We start from the raw sequence: 17019 nt of genomic DNA, 5'->3' as shown, positions 1-17019 counted from the left end.
CATATTAACTGTTGGATAATGCTCCTTTATCTGGAATGTGGGTAGCCTCAAAGTTTGGTGGATTAAACCAGTTGCCCGTACTCGCCCAAGTTGCATCGAGAGGTATCCAGCCTTGATCTCCAAGCTTTACTGTATTCCAGGCATGAGGCCCATATCCGCCTTTCCCATCGTACCCCCTACCAGTCACTACACGAACCTCTAGTCCCACCGTACGTGCCATGATCGCGTACAGTCTCGCATAATCAATACAAACCCCTAACCGGCTATCAAAAGTCTCTTCTGGTGTTTGTTCCTTCCACTCGCCACGCTGGATATAATTATTCGCCTTGTTCCAGTCATACGCCACACGTGTTCCAACCCAATCATACAACTTACGCGCTTTCTCTTCATCAGATCGTGCTCCTTTGGTCACCTCAAAGGCAGCCTTCTCCACATTATGCGGAATGCGATAATCAATGACCTCGTATTTGCGCTGCATCAAGTCACTTAACTGCTCCTCGACTTGCGCTGTAAATACAGGCAGCTGTTTAGTTACCCACGCCCCTGCAAGCGGCTCAATAACTTGATTCGCCGCCGCTTGGTATGCAGCAGATGATTGTATCATTTTGCTAACAACTGAATCCTGCTGCAAGGTTACATAACCAAATAGAAGCACTACAATAAAAAACGCACGAACAAAACCCGTTACGACTCCGACCACAGCCCCCACCACACGGCTCATAAAACGTATAACAAGCGGTTTATGTGCAGACTGATGCAAATCTTGACGTCTAAGCGGCTGGTCAGCATGTGGCTGACCAGACGGTGTATCATTGGTTGACGAAGGGGCAAGCAGCGTCAACACAAGTCGAGTCAATGCACCGATTATGACCCGTATTAACATATACAGCACTATACACAATAACGCGAATCGCAGCAGCGCAAAGTCCCTTATGCTCGTTACCGTCGTATAATACATGCGCTCCCACCAGGACAACTCGTGGCTTGGAATTTGAATGGTCATTTCCTGTAGCCAAGCCGCCACTGTCGGTGATAAGGCTTGAGCAGCCTTATAGGACAGCAATAAGGCTATAACCGTCAATCCTGACTCCATTATAAGAAAGAAGAGGTGACGCACAGACCCTGAAGCGCCTCTGCTCACCCCTTGCCATACGCTAAAAAGAATGACACATACCAGTACAATCGTCACGAGGTTAAACTCTGCCAACTGCCGAACGGTGTCCATCACTTCTTCTTCGCCTCATCGATAAACAACTTCATAGTATCGTTAATCTCCCATTCCCCTAACGACACGCCGTTAAAGGCAAGCTTTACTTTGCTGCTGTTCGTAGAGCCTTTTAATTCTACATTCGGGGACTTGATCGTATATGTACCATCTGCTCCAGCCGAAAAAGTCGCTTTCTTGGCTTCCTGAACCATTGCATTCATTGCTTGATCCTTCAATTGCTGCACGGTCTCGTCCTTTACCGTCGTGACGACGTTGTCGATATCGTTCCACGTAATGCCGCTATATACAGCGACAGCCGCCACGATGACAAGTACAAGTGCCCATTTGACCACCGTCTTCACAAAGCTCACGATGACAAACAATACAATAAGTGCAATCAGGAAAATTAGCCAGTTCTGCTTCAAAAACTCAAAAAGCTGATTCATATCCATTTCTCTATCTACCATCCTTTCCAACACGTATTATACATCATTACCAATTATTCAGTAAGGTCATACCTTTTCGATCAGCAACGTATAAGCTGGTATACCCTATTCGAATAGAAGTGAAATCTAGCATCGAGCCGCAAACATTCAGTGATTATATGACACGCATGCATGAAAGCATACATGAAATAGACTCAATCCAGTATCCTTTGTAATTAAGGTCATAAGTTCGTCCCTTCCAACGTACAAGTATACCATAGCACTGTGGAGGTGACGGCACATGCGCTCTGTCGTTTGGCTTTATTTATTTTTGTTTATTGCATTTTTTGATCTACATGCCCAATATCCAATTCTGACCCCTTTCGCGGTTTCTTTAGGAGCTGCCCCTTCCTTTATTGGACTTATGATGGGCATGTATTCCTTCACTCATTTGCCTGGTAATTTATTAGCAGGTTTTAGTGTCGATCGCTTTGGCAGCCGTATATTTATTGTGCTAAGCCTGCTTGGAGCTGGTATTCTGCTCGTGCTGCAAGCACATGTCGTGAATCCGTGGCAACTGCTCGTTGTCCGCTCTATCAGTGGATTTGTACTTGCCTTCTTGTCCCCTGCCTGTCTGGCCTTGCTGGCACGTTTTGCTACCAATCAGGTTCAGCAGGGCAAATTGATGGCTGGCAATGGGCTCGTGCATACACTTGCTTCCGTTGTGTCGCCAGCGGCTGGCGCCTATCTTGTGGCAAAGCTTGGCTTTACCGCCTCTTTTCAGGCACTCGGCATCGGTTTGTTTATAATCGGGCTGCTGGCAATCTTTATGGTTAGAGTTCCCGCTCAAGCGACACCAGTCTCGCCGCCGTCTACTTCTAATCCAACTGCTGCGGCAGGGCAGAAGGTATCCTTTCCCATCCATGCAGACAGTGATGAGAAAGCAGTCTCCAAGCCCGCTATGGCTGCACATACTGTCGGTGTTCCCTGGTCGTTCTACATTATGCCTTTTGCCATCTCATGCTCTCAGGGCATCTTGTTTTTCGAACTGCCATTTGTCGGAAACCAGCTGCAATCGATTATGCACTCTGGCATTCTGTTTTCTGCCGTTAGTCTTGGGGCTTTGTGTACATTAAGCATGCTGTTCCTGAATCATTATCCAGCCTATGCCAGAACCTGGATCGGGACGTTTGTGTTGTCCTTGCTCTTTTTTGTGATTGCTATTCATTGGCCTGTACCTTTGTTTATCTCGTTATTTCTAATTGGCATGACCAAAGGGGTCATTCTGCCTGCGATGTCTGCCCATTTACTCCAACTAAGCGGCGGCGTGAAGTACGGCCGAATCTTCTCGTACTTGTCCATTGCCTTCTCGATTGGTTCCTTTTTAGGGCCGCTGTTGGCAGGTCAGTTCCGAAACGTTGTATCTCCATTTTTTATCGCATTTCTTGTCTTGATGGCTGCCGTTACCATTATGCCTGCCAAGCAGCCCTTTCAACCTTTTACAACCTCCACACCGTCCATGCCTGAATCTAAAGCTTCATAAGAAGCTTCATAATTGCACCAACGCTTAAATGACAGGCGAATACCTATCTTTGGACTTTCTGGGTATTTGCACAGCACGACATCTACCCTCCGACATACTATACATTGTGCCTCACGACTTGAAGTCAGAAAGAGGGGTGAACCGAATGTCGCATTGTGTAGATCCATGTGGTGGACCTATTGGACCTGGTTTCGGCGGTGCTTTCTGGACAGCAACTGGAACAATTCTTGTACTTTACATCTTATTAGTTATCATCCTCCGTGCTGGTGTGTGTTAATTGCCAACTCGCTCTCTCCTCATGCGGCTTGCTCTTGAGCAAGCCGTTCGTTTTTGTAGCGCTTAATCGAACATCAGCATCCTCCTTCTTATCGCCTTATGGGCACGTGTAAAGGTAAAGCTTCTATGTGGTACACTACGTACATAGAGGACTTAATATATCGATGAACCGGCATAATAATGGAGCGGCCTTGTCGGTCATACTACACACTCATTTAAACTAACTTTATACAGCGCTGAGGTGAACTTCATGGATATCGTAATCATTGTAGAAGGAAAAAATGATCGCAGCCGTCTTCGCCGCTTACTGAGGGATGACGTCACCATCTTATGTACATATGGAACTTTAAATACAAACAAGACGGAAACGCTCCGTAAAGAAGTTGGGGATATGAACGTTTATTTGTTTATGGACAATGATGCATCTGGAAAAAAAATAAGAGGCGTGCTTAGAGATACATTCCAGGATGCGGAGCATCTATATACACGTAGAGGATATGCTGGCGTAGAGGGTACGCCGGATGAATACCTCATCCAGCAGCTAGAAAAAGCGGGGTTGGAGGAATATATTATATATCCCGATCCAACCCCGTTTGCTTCAGAGTAAATCTATGCTATTTAGTAAGCGAGACAACATCGTCAGCTATTAATTCTGGAGTGACCTCTAGGTCATTTGCGTTGTAATATTTGCGTACGTTGCCATCTTGGTCCACAAGCGTTACAAGGTTCGTATGTGTAAAGTTCCCATCGTTGTCCTTTACAACGGCCGAACCAAACTTGTTCATAAATTGTGCCGTTTCGGCCTCGTCGCCGCGTAGGAAGTACCAGCCTGTAAGGTCTGCCTTATTCATATCTGTAGCCCATGTCATCAGGCGTTCGCGAGTATCCCGCTTCGGATCAAATGTGACGGAGACGATGTTTGCTTTGTCTCCGAATACACCCTTCTCTTTTAGTACATCCTGCACCTCATTTAACATGTAGGTTGTAGGGGGGCATACGTCTGTGCAATTAGAAAAAAAGAAATAAAACAGTCGAACCTTGCCATTCGTGCTCGCGAGTGATACCGTCTGGCCATCTACATTTTCCATTGAGAAATCAGGTGCAGCCTTTACGACAGGCAGGTCGCTGCCTTTAGGCCAATAGATCCAAGCTGCTGCAACAGCAAATATAAGCACGAGACTGCATAGAAATAACTGCAATGAGTAACGCTTCGCAAATTGTGCCACGGTCCATCCTCCAGTAACGTCATAATAAGTGTCTTTATTTGCCCATCGTATCCGCGATAAGAATAAAGAATTGAAGCATTAGGACGTTGATTGACAGGATGAAATTCTTCTTGGCCCACTGCTCATCGTTATTCGTGCGAAATCCAGCAATACATACGTACAACCAAAAAGCATTAATAAATGTGCCTGCTACTGCGTAGATGATACCCGCATAGCCGTAATAATAGAAGAGCCAAGGGACTGGTAACAGCAGCAGTACATACGGAATCATTTGCCACTTGGTACGCTTAATTCCCTTTACGACAGGCAGCAACGGATAACCCGCTGCACGATACTCTTCCACACGACGAATCCCAAGTGCCCAGAAGTGAGGCGGCTGCCATAGAAACATGAGTGCAAATAACAAAACTGCTATTACATCGATCTTGCCTGTGATTGCCACGTAGCCGATGACAGGAGGCATTGCTCCTGATATCCCCCCAACAGAGGTGCTCCACGTTGACGTTCTTTTTAACCAGAGCGTATAAATGACGACATAAACAAACATGCCCACAATACCTAATACGCCGGCCAGCACATTAACTAACGAGAATAATACCGTAAGTCCAGCAACACCAAGTATGACCGCATAAATGAACACAACCTGTGGCTGTAGCCTCCCCGTTGGCAGTGCCCGATTGCGCGTACGTTCCATCTTCATATCGAAGTCTCGATCGAAGTAGTTGTTAAATACACAGGAAGAAGCCATGACAAGTGTTGTCCCGAGCAGCATCCATAACATCATCATCCAAGGGATGTCCCAACGTGCGGCAACCCAGAACCCCGTAAAGGCAGCCAATAAATTTGATCGAATAATACCTGGCTTCGTTAATTGAATGAATTCTTTCCATATCCCGACTCCCACTTGCTCAGGCTTGAGCGAAACAGAATCGGAAGAGGTCCGATAAGTCATAGGTTTATCCACGTGCCCCGTTCCTCCTTGTTGTAATCCAACAGCAGAAAAAAGTTCGCCTGCTGTAATTTTCATCATAGCAAAAATGCGCAAGCTATGACAATGATCCTTGGAATCGTTCATCAATTTGACAATTCAACGAACTTTATTTCACATAGTATCCTCTCGTGTTGCAAATTCCCAAATGTGCAGTTTTGCGGCTCCACCCGGAATACAGGCGGTTACAGCATCCCATTCGCTTTGTTCTTGCAAGCGGACACGCTTCATATCAGCATATTGCTGCGGTGTTGTGTCATGCCATTGTTCAACAAATACGTTTGGCTGATCCGTTCCCTCATATAAAGTTACATCTTTTCTATATTGAAGCAGTTTGTTAATATGTGTCAAATAAAGGTTCCGCTTCTTTGGGTCGATGCGATATTCTACAAAAATTATGCTTGGCATCCTTAACATCCCTTCTTTCACCGCCTGAGCGGAGTCATATTTTGTTTCGTCAACGTCCACAATACAACAAGCAGGAGGTGAATGTCGATGGATACTGTATCCCATATTGCCATTGGTTTGGGCTTGGCCGGCTTGTCTCAGCTTGATCCTTTAGTTGCAGAACACAGTGTAACGGCCACGACTGTTTTTATTGGCGTGATGCTTGGCTCACAAGCGCCTGATGTGGATACGCTACTAAAATTAAAAAGCAATGAAGCCTATGTGCGAAATCATCGCGGCTTCTCTCACTCCATCCCTATGCTGCTTGTGTGGACCGTTGTTATTACTGCACTGCTCAGTTGGAGCATGCCTGCTTCAAATTGGCAGCATACCTTTGCGTGGACGGGACTGGCCGTTGTACTGCACGTATTTACCGATTTGTTTAATACATACGGTACACAGGCAGTCCGGCCCTTTTCCGAAGAATGGATCTCGTGGAACATTATTTCGTTATTTGATCCTTTTATATTTACTACTCACCTTGTAGCTGTAACCTTGTGGGGCTTTAACTTGTTGTCGCCGATCCTCATTTTTCCTATACTGTACGTCCTATTAATCGGTTATTTCGTATGGCGTACATTAGAGCATCGGCGAATACTGCGCCGTATGCCGCAGCTTGATCCTGAATACAACAACGGTGAGCGATACACCATTATTCCTACCGTGTCCTGGTCCATTTGGAACGTTGTAAAAAAACAGACAGATGGCGCCTTCCGAGTCGGTCAGCTCCGCCGCAGCAGATTAATGTGGAAAGAAACGGCCAGATGTGACTCTCATCCTGCCATCGAAGCATCAAAAATGCAATCCGCCGTTAAAACGTTTTTGTACTTTACCCGTTATGGCTGTGCAACGGTACAGCCTACAGGATACGGATACATCGTAAGGTGGGTAGATGTGCGTTACCGTCATCGCAAACAATATCCTTTTGTAGCTCTTGTCAAAATGAATAGCAACTTTGAACCACTCGATACTTATATTGGCTGGATAAGCGAGAAACAAATGAAACATCAATACGGAGTCCAGTCATAAGATCAACCGAAATCCAATCATCTGATAACAATTGGACCTTTCCGACGCAGGACAGAAGTGCTACATTTAGAAGTAAGGAAATGCGCTTACAATCGGTCGATGGATTCAATCCCGTCACCATAGACGAACGAAGCCCTTTCTTGTTGGAAAGGGCTTCGTTTGCGTAAATACGTCCCCTGCAACAATAGCCGTAGTGCGGGACAAATAAAGCCATCAGAGATAACAAAAGGCCGCCCCGCGCGCCGGGGCAGCCTCTGTGTGCTCGTGCTGAGCATCCATCTACGGTCTAGCCGATATTAACGGCTGCCGCCACTCAGCGATTGCTCAGCGATTTGGACCAGACGTTTCGTCATGTATCCACCAATGGATCCCATGTCGCGGGACGTATAATTGCCGTAGTAACCGTCTTGTGCAACTGGAATCCCCAATTCATTTGCGATTTCCAGTTTCATTTGTTGCAGTGCTGCAGTTGCTTGAGGAACGACCAAGTTGTTAGTACGACTCGAAGATTGTGCTGACATAATAAGAAATCTCCCTTCACTATGGCGTTTCTATTTTGCAAGCTTGCAAGCTTATTGTAACCGCTTCTACAGATGTTATACGCAGACTTCACAATTGTTGATTTCATCATGCGGGCTTCTTGTGGGCTACTTAAAAAAGGAGAGATTAACATGAGCAAAGGATTATCATTATGGTTTGCTTGCTCTTCCATCGCACTGTTGATGGCCACTGCTATCGCCATAAGCTATAACGCTTGGCTGGCTATTCTTTTTGGTTTGCTGTCGATATTTAATATGGGGGCTGGCTTCATTGTTAAAGCCAGACTTCGCAGAAAAGAACAAGCTGCTTCTACGAGCGCTTAACAGAGAACGAGCCCTGGCTCCACATCCATGTGGGTTCCAGGGCTCGATTCCTCATTCATGCTGTTATCGACGTGGAAGAACAAAGCCCATATGGCGCTTGACTTCATTCAGCGTAAGCTCTGCTACTTCTTGTGCTTGTTGGGCACCTTTTTGCAGCACATCGTAGACTTCACCAGAGCGTCGCACCTCGTGGTAGCGTGTCTGTAATGGCTCAATAAAGGCTGCCACTTGTTCTGCAAGATCTTTCTTAAAAGGACCGTACATCTGGCCTTCATACTTTGCCTCAATATCCGCTATTGAAACGTTAGCCGTATGTGAATAAATACTCATCAGATTGCTAATTTCAGGTTTATGGATAGGATCATATTTCACAATTGCTTCCGAATCCGTTTTAGCACGGCTTATTTTTTTGCGAATAACAGCTGGGTCATCCAGCAGGAAAATGTTGCTGCCTGCATTCGCATTTGATTTACTCATCTTCTTCGATGCATCATCCAAAGACATAATCCGTGCGCCTACTTCCGGAATAAACGGCTGCGGCACTGTAAAATAATTACCATAACGGCTGTTGAAGCGACCCGCGAGATCACGAGTAAGCTCCAAATGCTGTTTTTGGTCATCACCAACTGGAACAAGATCAGCGTTATATAACAAAATATCTGCTGCCATTAAAGAAGGATAAACAAACAGACCTGCTCCAACGGAATCTTTGCCTTCTGATTTATCCTTAAATTGGGTCATTCGTTCCAATTCCCCCATGTAAGTGAGGGTCGTCAGCAGCCATCCCAGTTCAGCATGCTGCGGCACGTGTGATTGCAAGAAAATAGCGGCCTTATTGGGATCGATGCCTGCCGCGATATACAATGCTGCCACCGACTCCGATTGCTCGCGCAGCGCTGCTGGATCTTGCGGCACCGTAATAGCATGTAGATCCACAACCATAAAGAAACATTGATGCTCATGCTGCAACTTAACAAAGTTCTGCATAGCTCCGATATAATTGCCAATCGTGAGCTGGCCACTTGGCTGAATACCTGATAGTACGCGTTTCATGTGGATTCACTCCTTCAAATAATTGATTTATTGTACAGCAGAACAACAAAAAAAGCCTATCGTCTCCCCGTAAGGGACGAAAGACCGTGGTACCACCCTAATTTATCTAATACAGACATTAATTCGTGTACAATACCTACACGGCAAACATCAGCTTAGACCTCTTCTCCTTAACGCGGAGCAACGACCTGACATACGTTCTCGACCATTCAAATGATAAAGTCAAGAATTTCCTTCTGGTACTCTGAGGTCCATTCGGCAATAGCAGCCGCACCGATTCCCACCAACCATCGGCTCTCTGAAGCGTTTGCTGAAGCTTACTTGTCCTCATCAACGATTTGTCTGACTATAGATTATAAGGATGATAAACATCTCCATGTTCATCATCGAATTTACACATTAGAATAATCAATCCGGCACGATTTGTCAACGAAAATACCTTGTAGGTGCATGCTAACGTATGACTTTGTCCATTCGATTTGGTATCATGAGGACATGTGATAATTAAGTTGTATACATAAAGGAGAGGACAACCATGCACCAGATCACGACAGGAAAATGGAATGGATATGACACATTTATTTTACATAGCGACACGCTGGAGGCCACACTTCTCCCCGGGCTAGGGAACAATGTCATTCGCTTATGGGACAAAGCTTCCGAACGAGACGTGCTCCGCACACCGGCTGAAAGCGAGCTGGATTATTATTTGACCAAGCCTTACCACTTCGGCATCCCTATGCTAATGCCACCTGGACGGATACGTCGCGGACGTTTCGCTTATGCAGGAGTAGACTATCAATTTGATCAAAATACGGCCAATGAGAACCACATTCATGGCTTGCATCGCACGCAAGCGTGGACTGTTGTTGGCCAACACATCACAGACTCCTATTGCAGCGTTACAGCAACATTCCGCACGACAGATGATCCGAATTGGATGCGCCAGTATCCGACACCGCTCGAAATCAGTATGGAGCTTAAACTTGCTGGCGGTACACTGACGCAGAAGCTCACCGTTACAAATTTAGGCGACAAAGCCGCACCTTTTGGTTTTGGTACGCATACGTGGTTAATGCTCGATCAACAACCTGAACGGTGGTCGCTTACTGTTCCTGTCACAGGCGTATACGAACTGGACGAAGAGCTTATTATGACAGGTCGCACGTTGCCGCTGCAAGAGCATGATACGTTAAATCATGGCCTTAACTTGAAGGGAAGCCAGTTTGACACGGTATTTAGCATCGGCAGCCATCAGCCGGAAGCATGGCTGACGCGTGATGACGGTTATCGTATTCGGTATACGGGTAATGAGCCTTACTTTAAACATTGGGTGCTGTATACGCGCGGTGAAGCAGACGAGATCATTTGCGTAGAGCCTTACACGTGGCTGCCTGACGCACCAAATCTTCCTTTTGATCAGGCAACAACAGGCTTAATTGATTTGCAGCCGCAAACCCCCGTTGAATTAGTGCTGGATCTGGAAGTTATTCAACCTTAAAACAATTAAAATGAATCCTGTATGACGAATGCCAAGCGGCTTGATCCGTTTGGCATTTTTTGCATTCATTTTTTTAGAACGACCTCGCATAATTCTCCACAAGTTCACCATAATAACATTCACAAGGAGGTGATTTACATGGCAAACCAACAAAGCCGCACAAACAACTTGGTCGTACCACAAGCAACAGCAGCTTTGCAACAAATGAAGCTGGAAATTGCAAACGAATTAGGTATTCCAATCCCGCAAGATGGTTACTATGGCAACTATACGTCCCGTGATACAGGTTCTATCGGTGGTTACATCACAAAACGTTTGGTTCAAATCGCTGAACAACAATTGGCTGGTCATTCCTCCCGCTAATTTTGTCCCGCTTGCCTGTCTAACTATACTTAACTAAGACAATAAGCTTTCAACGTTGACGCGTTGAAGGCTTTTTTAAATTGTAGACATCATATGTCTTTTTTCGCGAATATTTTGTAACCATATACATTTCCATAGACCCCGTTTACCATACAATGTTATAATTATTTCATTATTATGGTATTTCTCAACTAAAAAGGGGCGGTTATATGAACTGGTTCAACTCGCTAAGCTTACAGCGTAAAATGCTTATCGGGTGCTACAGCATCGTAGGATTGTTTGCGCTAACAACAATTGTACTGTTAACGTCGAACGCAACTGTAGTATCCGGTCTGATTACGCTTGTCATCCTCATTGGCATTAGTTACCCCATCATCAATAAGCTTGAACGTTCAATAAGCGAACCTGTTATGGAAATGTCACGATCCGCATTACAAGTCGCTAAAGGAGATTTTTCGACAACTATTAACGTAACTACCGACGATGCACTGGGGGAACTTGGTCATTCCTTTAACCGGATGATTGAAAAGCTGCGTGAAATTCTACAGCAAACAACAGATATTTCGAAGCATGTCTCTGATGCTGGACGTGACATGTACCACAAAAATCAAAACATGAAGCTAGTCATGGAACAAGTAGCTGCCTCATCTAATGAACTGGCAATCGGTGCAACTGAAATTTCTGAAGACATAGGCTCTATGTCCGATTCCATTAAGCAGATTGAGCAAAAGGTTGAAACTTATGCACATTCAACTAAAGAAATGAACGCACGCTCAGCACTAACGATCCAATTGGTTGACAAGGGCCGTACAGCTGTTGAAACGCAATCTGAGGGGATGAAGCGTAATATCGAAGCGACTGATCATGTCGCAAAGACGATCGACGACCTTGCCCACCAGACAGCAGGCATTTCCAAGATTACGCGCACCATCTCCGAGCTCGCAGAGCAAACTAACCTGCTCTCTCTGAACGCTTCTATTGAGGCAGCACGCGCAGGTGAGCATGGACTCGGCTTCGCTGTTGTTGCGCAAGAAGTACGTAAGCTTGCTGAAGAATCATCAGCTTCCACGAAGGAAGTATTTGCGCTCGTCAAAGGAATTGAATCGGGAATCAAGCAGGCGATAACGAATATCCAGACGAACGAAGAGGTCGTACGCACACAAAGCGAGATGATTCGAGAAACAGAACGCATTTTCAAAGAAATCGTGGACAGCATCCAGTTCATAACGAAACAAATCGCTGCATTTGCTACTGAAAGCGATATTATGCTGGATAATGCCCAAGCGATATCGGGGTCCATCGAGAACATATCTGCTATCACACAACAGTCTGCTGCCGGAACGGAACAAGTATCTGCCTCTATGAATGAACAGATAGCCCTTGTGCAGAACATGGTTGAGTCTACGGAGATGATGCAGCACAAAGTGCTCCAACTCCAACGTACTATACAAGTGTTTAAGATTTAGTTAATGAACAAACCTGTGCTACATAACAAACAAGACATGATGGCAATCCGCCCTGATGGCGGAATTGTATCATGTCTTGTTATATTAAAGACTAAAGCGCGTTTGTTGTTATGGCTTAGCAGCACGCCGATTACGTACCGTCCACATATAGAAACCAAGCGCAGCAATTCCCGCACATACGACACCCATCGCATACATGGCGGACTCACCCACATGCTGCTGCAACGCTCCACCAAGCGATCCGCCTGCCAGTCCTCCTAATCCGAGAAACACCATACTTAAAATCGCTTGACCAGTGCCAACCAAGCTTCGTGGTAAGATCATCGAAACATATTCAATTGCCAATACCCACACGGCTACATAAGTAAACGCATGTGTCGCCTGCAAAAATACAATTGACCAAGGGTCTGTAACGTACATGTACAATAACCAGCGAACTGTATACAACAGTGCACTTACGGCTAACATTGAGAGAATACGCTCAGCTCGTATCCATTTTGCCATAATGAAAAAGCCAATGATCTCACTGCCGCCTGCTACCGCCCATGCCCAAGAGATCTGCCCCGACGTAGCGCCCAGATTCTGCATATGAATAGATAACAAGGCATCGTTCATACGGTGCGGCATCGCCAAAATAAAAATCAAAACTAAAAAAACGAGCAGGCTTGGATTGGCCAGCAGCTTTCGTATCGCCTTCCAGTTCAGATTCGATTCCGCCGTAGCATCTACAGTTCCTTTTGAATCAGACGGAAGCAAAGACTGAGATGATGATTCTTGGAGTACCCACAAAATTAGAAATACACCAACCCAGATCGGTGCAAATATCCACGTTAAGGAGTAGACTCCACCCCAAATCTCGAAATACTGACTAAGAATAAGCAGTGTAATCATAAAGCCGACAGATCCCCACATACGAAGAGAACTGTATGATTCCCCGAGGAGAGAAGCGTTTCTGACTACTAATGCATCAAGCAATGATACGGTAGGCATCAAAAATATGTACAAGGATAACAAGCTAGCTACCATAATCCCGTGATGATGAGACGTAAATAATACATACGAGCTCATACCCATCGCAATCCAACATATGATGAGGATTGGACGAGCAGCCTTCAGCTTGTCGCTCATAATACCCGCTAATGGCTGCGCAAACATAGCGAGAAAAGGACCCAGCATTAGCAGTGTCCCTGTCTCAACCGAATTAAATCCCCGCTCCTGTAGCAAGAGCGGAAGATAGGGAATCAAAATTGCATTTGTAGAATAAAACAACGCTTGCAAAAACTTCAATAACCGCCCCACACCAAAATCCCTCTACTTTCATACTGCGCTTATTCCGTCATTGCCATAAATTCCTTCACGTCTTCCAACGTAACGTCGATCGCACTTTGCCAGAAGTCCGGCTTCGTTAAATCTACGTTCAGGTGCTTCTCGGCAAGCTCTTCCACAGTCATGCTGGCTGTATCACGCAGCAAAGCATCGTACTTCGCGGCAAATGACTCGCCTTCTGCAAGTGCACGTGCGTAGATGCCCGTACTGAATAGGTAACCAAACGTATACGGGAAATTGTAAAACGGTACAGCGGTCTTGTAGAAATGCAGTTTAGAAGCCCAAAAATGCGGATGATAGGACGACAACGTATTACAGTAGGCTTCTTTTTGTGCTTCCACCATCAGCTCACTAATCTGCTCTGTAGACAACAACCCTTGCTTCCGTGCTTCATAGAAGCGCGTCTCAAACAAAAATCGAGCATGAATGTTCATATAAAATGTAACTGAACGTGCAATCTTATCCTCCAGCAGCGCCAACTTCTCTTGCTCATTGCTGGCTTCTTTTACAGCCGAGTCGGCCACAATCATTTCGGCAAAGGTGGACGCCGTTTCTGCTACATTCATGGCGTAGCGTTGTGCAAATGCCGGCAAACCGTCCATCACAAACTGATGATAACCATGACCCAGTTCATGAGCCAAGGTGGATACGTTGGAAGGTGTCCCCGCATACGTCATAAAAATTCGAGTTTGACGGCTTACTGGTAAAGAAGTGCAGAACCCGCCTGGACGCTTGTCGTTGCGATCCTCAGCTTCTATCCAGCGGTTCTCAAAAGCCCTAACTGCAAATTCAGCCATTGCTGGACTGAACTTACGGAACTGCTCCACGATCACCGCAGCGCCTTCATCATAAGAAATTTTGGCCTGACTTTCCCCGATCGGGGCTTCTACATCACACCAAGTAAGTTTATCTACACCCAATAGCTTTGCCTTACGCTCCAAATATTGCACAAATACAGGTTTATTTTTGACAATTGTCGCCCACATCACATCAAGTGTTTCTTGAGACATCCGGTTGATGGCAAGCGGCTCCTTGAGTACGTTATCCCAGCCACGGTGCTCATACATCTTCAGACGGAATCCCGCCAGATGGTTAAGCGCGTCGGCAAAGAAATCCGCTTTCTCTTCCCAAGCCTCTTCCCAACGTTTAAATGTTTGCTCTCGCACTTCACGATTAGGGTCTGACAACTTATTGTGCGCCTGACCCGCTGACAGCCGAACTTGTTCGCCGTTTACTTCTGTCTCAATGCGAATATGAGACACGATCGTATCGTATAAGGAGCCCCATGCGCTGTATCCATCTGTGGACAAGTCACCGAGCAAAGCTTCCTGCTCAGGTGGAAGCTTCTCTTTTGAGAGCTGACGACGCTCATTTAAGTTGAATTTCACTTTGGCCATATGAGGCAGTTCGATAAAAGCATGCCACAAGCTGTCTGGAAGCTGCTCAAGCTTCTGGTCCAACACAGTGGACAGCGTGTTTAATTGAGCGTACAAGGCAAACGAACGACCAGTAAGTTGCAACGCTTTTTTATCTTTCGTATTTTGTGATGTCAAACAGCTAATAAACGCGCCTGCCTCTCTCAAACGCTGGGACAGTTCTTGCGCAGCATCAACATATTCAGCAAGCTTATGTATATGCTCAGTTGATTTCAGCTCCGGCATCTGTTTCAAAGCTTGGGTCAAACTTGCTATATCCTGCTCAGTCTGAGTCAATACCGTTTCCAGTTCCTTAGACGATGATCCTCCAGGAAAAATGATGTCCAAATCCCACGTCATATGAAGTGGTTGTTTCATAGTCAGCACACCTTTCTAATTTCGGAATTTTGATGACTTCATCTACACTTCTTGTTGCAGGCCCAGGCTGCTACAAGTTAACCAGTGCAGCTTTACCAAACCTAAGTAAGCTTAGGCTCGGTTTTTGTTTGTCATTTTCGTACGGAGCGTGTATAACTATACTATACTTTATCTTACACTGTGCACCTGAGGAGGTTCAACAATGAGACCATTACCGATATCTGCGGATACCGCAGTAAAGCTGTCCAAAGCGATGGGCGTCCCCTTGGAGCAGTTGATGCATATGCCCCAACATATTTTGTTGAAGAAGCTTGCCGAACTGGCGGACAAGCCATCAGACAACGATAATGCCAAGGCAGATTCAACCGGAGAACCGTCATGATACCTTTTAAGAACACATTACCGTATGACGAAATTATGGGCGATCTGTTCGCGCAGCAATGTCCATTTTGCAAGCAAGAGAACGTACTGCTCCCCATTAAACCAAAGGAGCTTGCCCTCATCCACGAGGGCAAGAAGCGGCTGCTCGTCTTTCCTTGCTGTAGCAACCGCATCACCATTGTAGATGCCGATCAGGACTATTTGCTGGCAGATGTCGCAATCCGCTCGACCTAGTCACTTAACATAATCACTTGACACAGGCTCATACTGATATCTAACCAATACGCACACAAAAAGGACCTCAACATTCACTGAAGTGAATTCGAGGTCCTTCTTTTTTATGGTATGCTTATGTACGCTTTAGCTTGATTCGCTTCTCTTCAAACATATGATCCGGCGTCTCCAGCTTCTGATTGGTCATCTCTTCTCGCATCACGGCCCATTGCTCACGCGCCGCACGGATCATAGCTGCATCCATGATCCCCCTATCATGAATTAATCGAGCAAAGCACTTGGCTGCATCATTGTACTCCCCAAGACGACGATACAGCTCCCCCATAATATAAATAAGGCGCGCATCATTTAGCTCGCTGCCATCACCCTCAAACACAGCAATGTAGGCTTGGAGTGCAAAACGTAAATATCGCTGTTCCTGTACTTCATCTTGTTTGTAGCGATACAGCCAAGCGATATGATGCAGCAGCCCTGCTACAACACGCTTGCTCTCACCAATGGTCTGGGCTGTTAAAAGTGCCAACTGATAAGTTTCCAACGCGATTTCCCATGAACGCTCTCCACTGTAATCTTTACCTTTCCATTGACTCGCTACCTTGCTCTTAAACAATGACAGTTGTTTATCGTTCCAACGTTTAAGTGCGTGCTCGGTTGTCGCACAGCCACATGCATCACACACTTGAACAACATAATAATCGGGGTTCAAGCTTTCTTCTGCGTAATGTGGACAAAAATCACTGTCAACTTGCGTCGCATGCTTAAAACGCGGACGAACCCGTGAGGTCACAAATATGTGGTCACATGCAGGACATGTTGCCTTTAGTTCGTACAACGGTTCCAATTCCATCTACGTCATCCTCCTTCTATCTATATCTAAACGAAGATTTAAACGGAGATG

Annotated in this window: 19 protein-coding genes and 1 other annotated feature; of the genes, 9 read left to right on the top strand and 10 right to left on the bottom strand. The window is 45.7% G+C overall.

The features are described from left to right. Window positions 1-4: 4 nt before the first annotated feature. Both H509_RS0121340 and H509_RS0121335 read right to left on the bottom strand, forming a co-directional pair. Window positions 5-1225, bottom strand: a complete 1221-nt coding sequence (locus H509_RS0121340; RefSeq protein WP_028546857.1) for a transglutaminase-like domain-containing protein — start codon at window positions 1223-1225, stop codon at window positions 5-7. Further along, a complete protein-coding gene (locus H509_RS0121335; protein ID WP_028546856.1) occupies window positions 1225-1659 on the bottom strand; it encodes a hypothetical protein in 435 nt (144 codons plus the stop codon). The genes H509_RS0121340 and H509_RS0121335 overlap by 1 nt, the downstream gene beginning before the upstream one ends. 274 nt (window positions 1660-1933) lie before the next feature. Here H509_RS0121335 and H509_RS0121330 point away from each other — a divergent pair, with 274 nt between their 5' ends. Together H509_RS0121330 and H509_RS0121325 are read left to right on the top strand one after the other, a co-directional pair. Then, window positions 1934-3175: an MFS transporter gene (locus tag H509_RS0121330; protein WP_028546855.1), complete on the top strand. Its 1242-nt coding sequence runs from the start codon at window positions 1934-1936 to the stop codon at window positions 3173-3175. A 526-nt stretch (window positions 3176-3701) separates the two neighbouring features. Beyond that, on the top strand, window positions 3702-4058 hold the full coding sequence (locus tag H509_RS0121325) for a toprim domain-containing protein (RefSeq protein ID WP_028546854.1): 357 nt from the start codon (window positions 3702-3704) through the stop codon (window positions 4056-4058). Between the two features lie 7 nt (window positions 4059-4065). Here H509_RS0121325 and H509_RS0121320 read toward each other — a convergent pair whose 3' ends face one another. The 3 genes from H509_RS0121320 to H509_RS0121310 all read right to left on the bottom strand — a co-directional run bounded on the left by H509_RS0121320 (window position 4066) and on the right by H509_RS0121310 (window position 6073). Beyond that, the gene (locus H509_RS0121320; protein ID WP_028546853.1) at window positions 4066-4677 is read right to left on the bottom strand and encodes an SCO family protein; all 612 of its coding nucleotides are present in this window, start codon (window positions 4675-4677) and stop codon (window positions 4066-4068) included. A gap of 34 nt (window positions 4678-4711) precedes the next feature. Beyond that, window positions 4712-5641: a heme o synthase gene (gene cyoE, locus H509_RS0121315; RefSeq protein ID WP_028546852.1), complete on the bottom strand. Its 930-nt coding sequence runs from the start codon at window positions 5639-5641 to the stop codon at window positions 4712-4714. Between the two features lie 138 nt (window positions 5642-5779). Beyond that, entirely contained in the window at window positions 5780-6073 is a 294-nt protein-coding gene (locus H509_RS0121310; protein WP_245596222.1) for a hypothetical protein, read from the bottom strand. An 87-nt stretch (window positions 6074-6160) separates the two neighbouring features. Here H509_RS0121310 and H509_RS0121305 point away from each other — a divergent pair, with 87 nt between their 5' ends. Then, on the top strand, window positions 6161-7141 hold the full coding sequence (locus H509_RS0121305; RefSeq protein ID WP_028546850.1) for a metal-dependent hydrolase: 981 nt from the start codon (window positions 6161-6163) through the stop codon (window positions 7139-7141). 296 nt (window positions 7142-7437) lie between these two features. Here the strand turns inward: H509_RS0121305 and H509_RS0121300 are convergent, their stop codons facing one another. Next, window positions 7438-7662: an alpha/beta-type small acid-soluble spore protein gene (locus H509_RS0121300; RefSeq protein ID WP_028546849.1), complete on the bottom strand. Its 225-nt coding sequence runs from the start codon at window positions 7660-7662 to the stop codon at window positions 7438-7440. Between the two features lie 150 nt (window positions 7663-7812). On the opposite strand from H509_RS0121300, the gene H509_RS0121295 reads away from it, so the two are divergent. After that, entirely contained in the window at window positions 7813-8004 is a 192-nt protein-coding gene (locus H509_RS0121295) for a DUF5325 family protein (protein WP_028546848.1), read from the top strand. Between the two features lie 63 nt (window positions 8005-8067). Here H509_RS0121295 and trpS read toward each other — a convergent pair whose 3' ends face one another. Then, on the bottom strand, window positions 8068-9057 hold the full coding sequence (trpS, locus tag H509_RS0121290) for a tryptophan--tRNA ligase (protein WP_028546847.1): 990 nt from the start codon (window positions 9055-9057) through the stop codon (window positions 8068-8070). A gap of 69 nt (window positions 9058-9126) precedes the next feature. Further along, window positions 9127-9400 (bottom strand) — a binding site (T-box leader). Window positions 9401-9592: 192 nt separating this feature from the next. On the opposite strand from trpS, the gene H509_RS0121285 reads away from it, so the two are divergent. From H509_RS0121285 to H509_RS0121275, 3 genes are all read left to right on the top strand, one after another. Then, window positions 9593-10558, top strand: coding sequence for an aldose 1-epimerase (locus H509_RS0121285; protein WP_028546846.1), 966 nt, complete (start codon window positions 9593-9595; stop codon window positions 10556-10558). Window positions 10559-10696: 138 nt separating this feature from the next. Further along, window positions 10697-10921, top strand: coding sequence for an alpha/beta-type small acid-soluble spore protein (locus H509_RS0121280; RefSeq protein ID WP_028546845.1), 225 nt, complete (start codon window positions 10697-10699; stop codon window positions 10919-10921). Window positions 10922-11130: 209 nt separating this feature from the next. Beyond that, window positions 11131-12387, top strand: coding sequence for a methyl-accepting chemotaxis protein (locus H509_RS0121275; protein WP_028546844.1), 1257 nt, complete (start codon window positions 11131-11133; stop codon window positions 12385-12387). 108 nt (window positions 12388-12495) lie between these two features. Here H509_RS0121275 and H509_RS0121270 read toward each other — a convergent pair whose 3' ends face one another. Continuing rightward, a complete protein-coding gene (locus H509_RS0121270; RefSeq protein ID WP_028546843.1) occupies window positions 12496-13686 on the bottom strand; it encodes an MFS transporter in 1191 nt (396 codons plus the stop codon). A gap of 29 nt (window positions 13687-13715) precedes the next feature. Next, a complete protein-coding gene (locus tag H509_RS0121265) occupies window positions 13716-15506 on the bottom strand; it encodes a M3 family oligoendopeptidase (protein ID WP_028546842.1) in 1791 nt (596 codons plus the stop codon). A gap of 202 nt (window positions 15507-15708) precedes the next feature. Between H509_RS0121265 and H509_RS0121260 the strand changes: the two genes are divergently transcribed. Next, entirely contained in the window at window positions 15709-15888 is a 180-nt protein-coding gene (locus H509_RS0121260; RefSeq protein ID WP_028546841.1) for a YycC family protein, read from the top strand. Further along, window positions 15885-16121 carry a hypothetical protein gene (locus tag H509_RS0121255; protein ID WP_028546840.1) on the top strand — a complete coding sequence of 79 codons (237 nt, stop codon included), beginning with the start codon at window positions 15885-15887 and terminating at the stop codon, window positions 16119-16121. Before H509_RS0121260 ends, H509_RS0121255 begins: the two co-directional genes overlap by 4 nt. Before the next feature lie 115 nt (window positions 16122-16236). On the opposite strand, the gene H509_RS0121250 is transcribed toward H509_RS0121255, so the two are convergent. Continuing rightward, window positions 16237-16968, bottom strand: coding sequence for a DUF2225 domain-containing protein (locus H509_RS0121250; protein ID WP_028546839.1), 732 nt, complete (start codon window positions 16966-16968; stop codon window positions 16237-16239). Window positions 16969-17019 lie beyond the last annotated feature (51 nt).

Origin of the sequence: Paenibacillus taiwanensis DSM 18679, from assembly GCF_000425125.1 — a bacterium.
Lineage (GTDB): Bacteria > Bacillota > Bacilli > Paenibacillales > Paenibacillaceae > Paenibacillus_B > Paenibacillus_B taiwanensis.
This window is presented reverse-complemented; position numbering and strand designations above follow the sequence as displayed.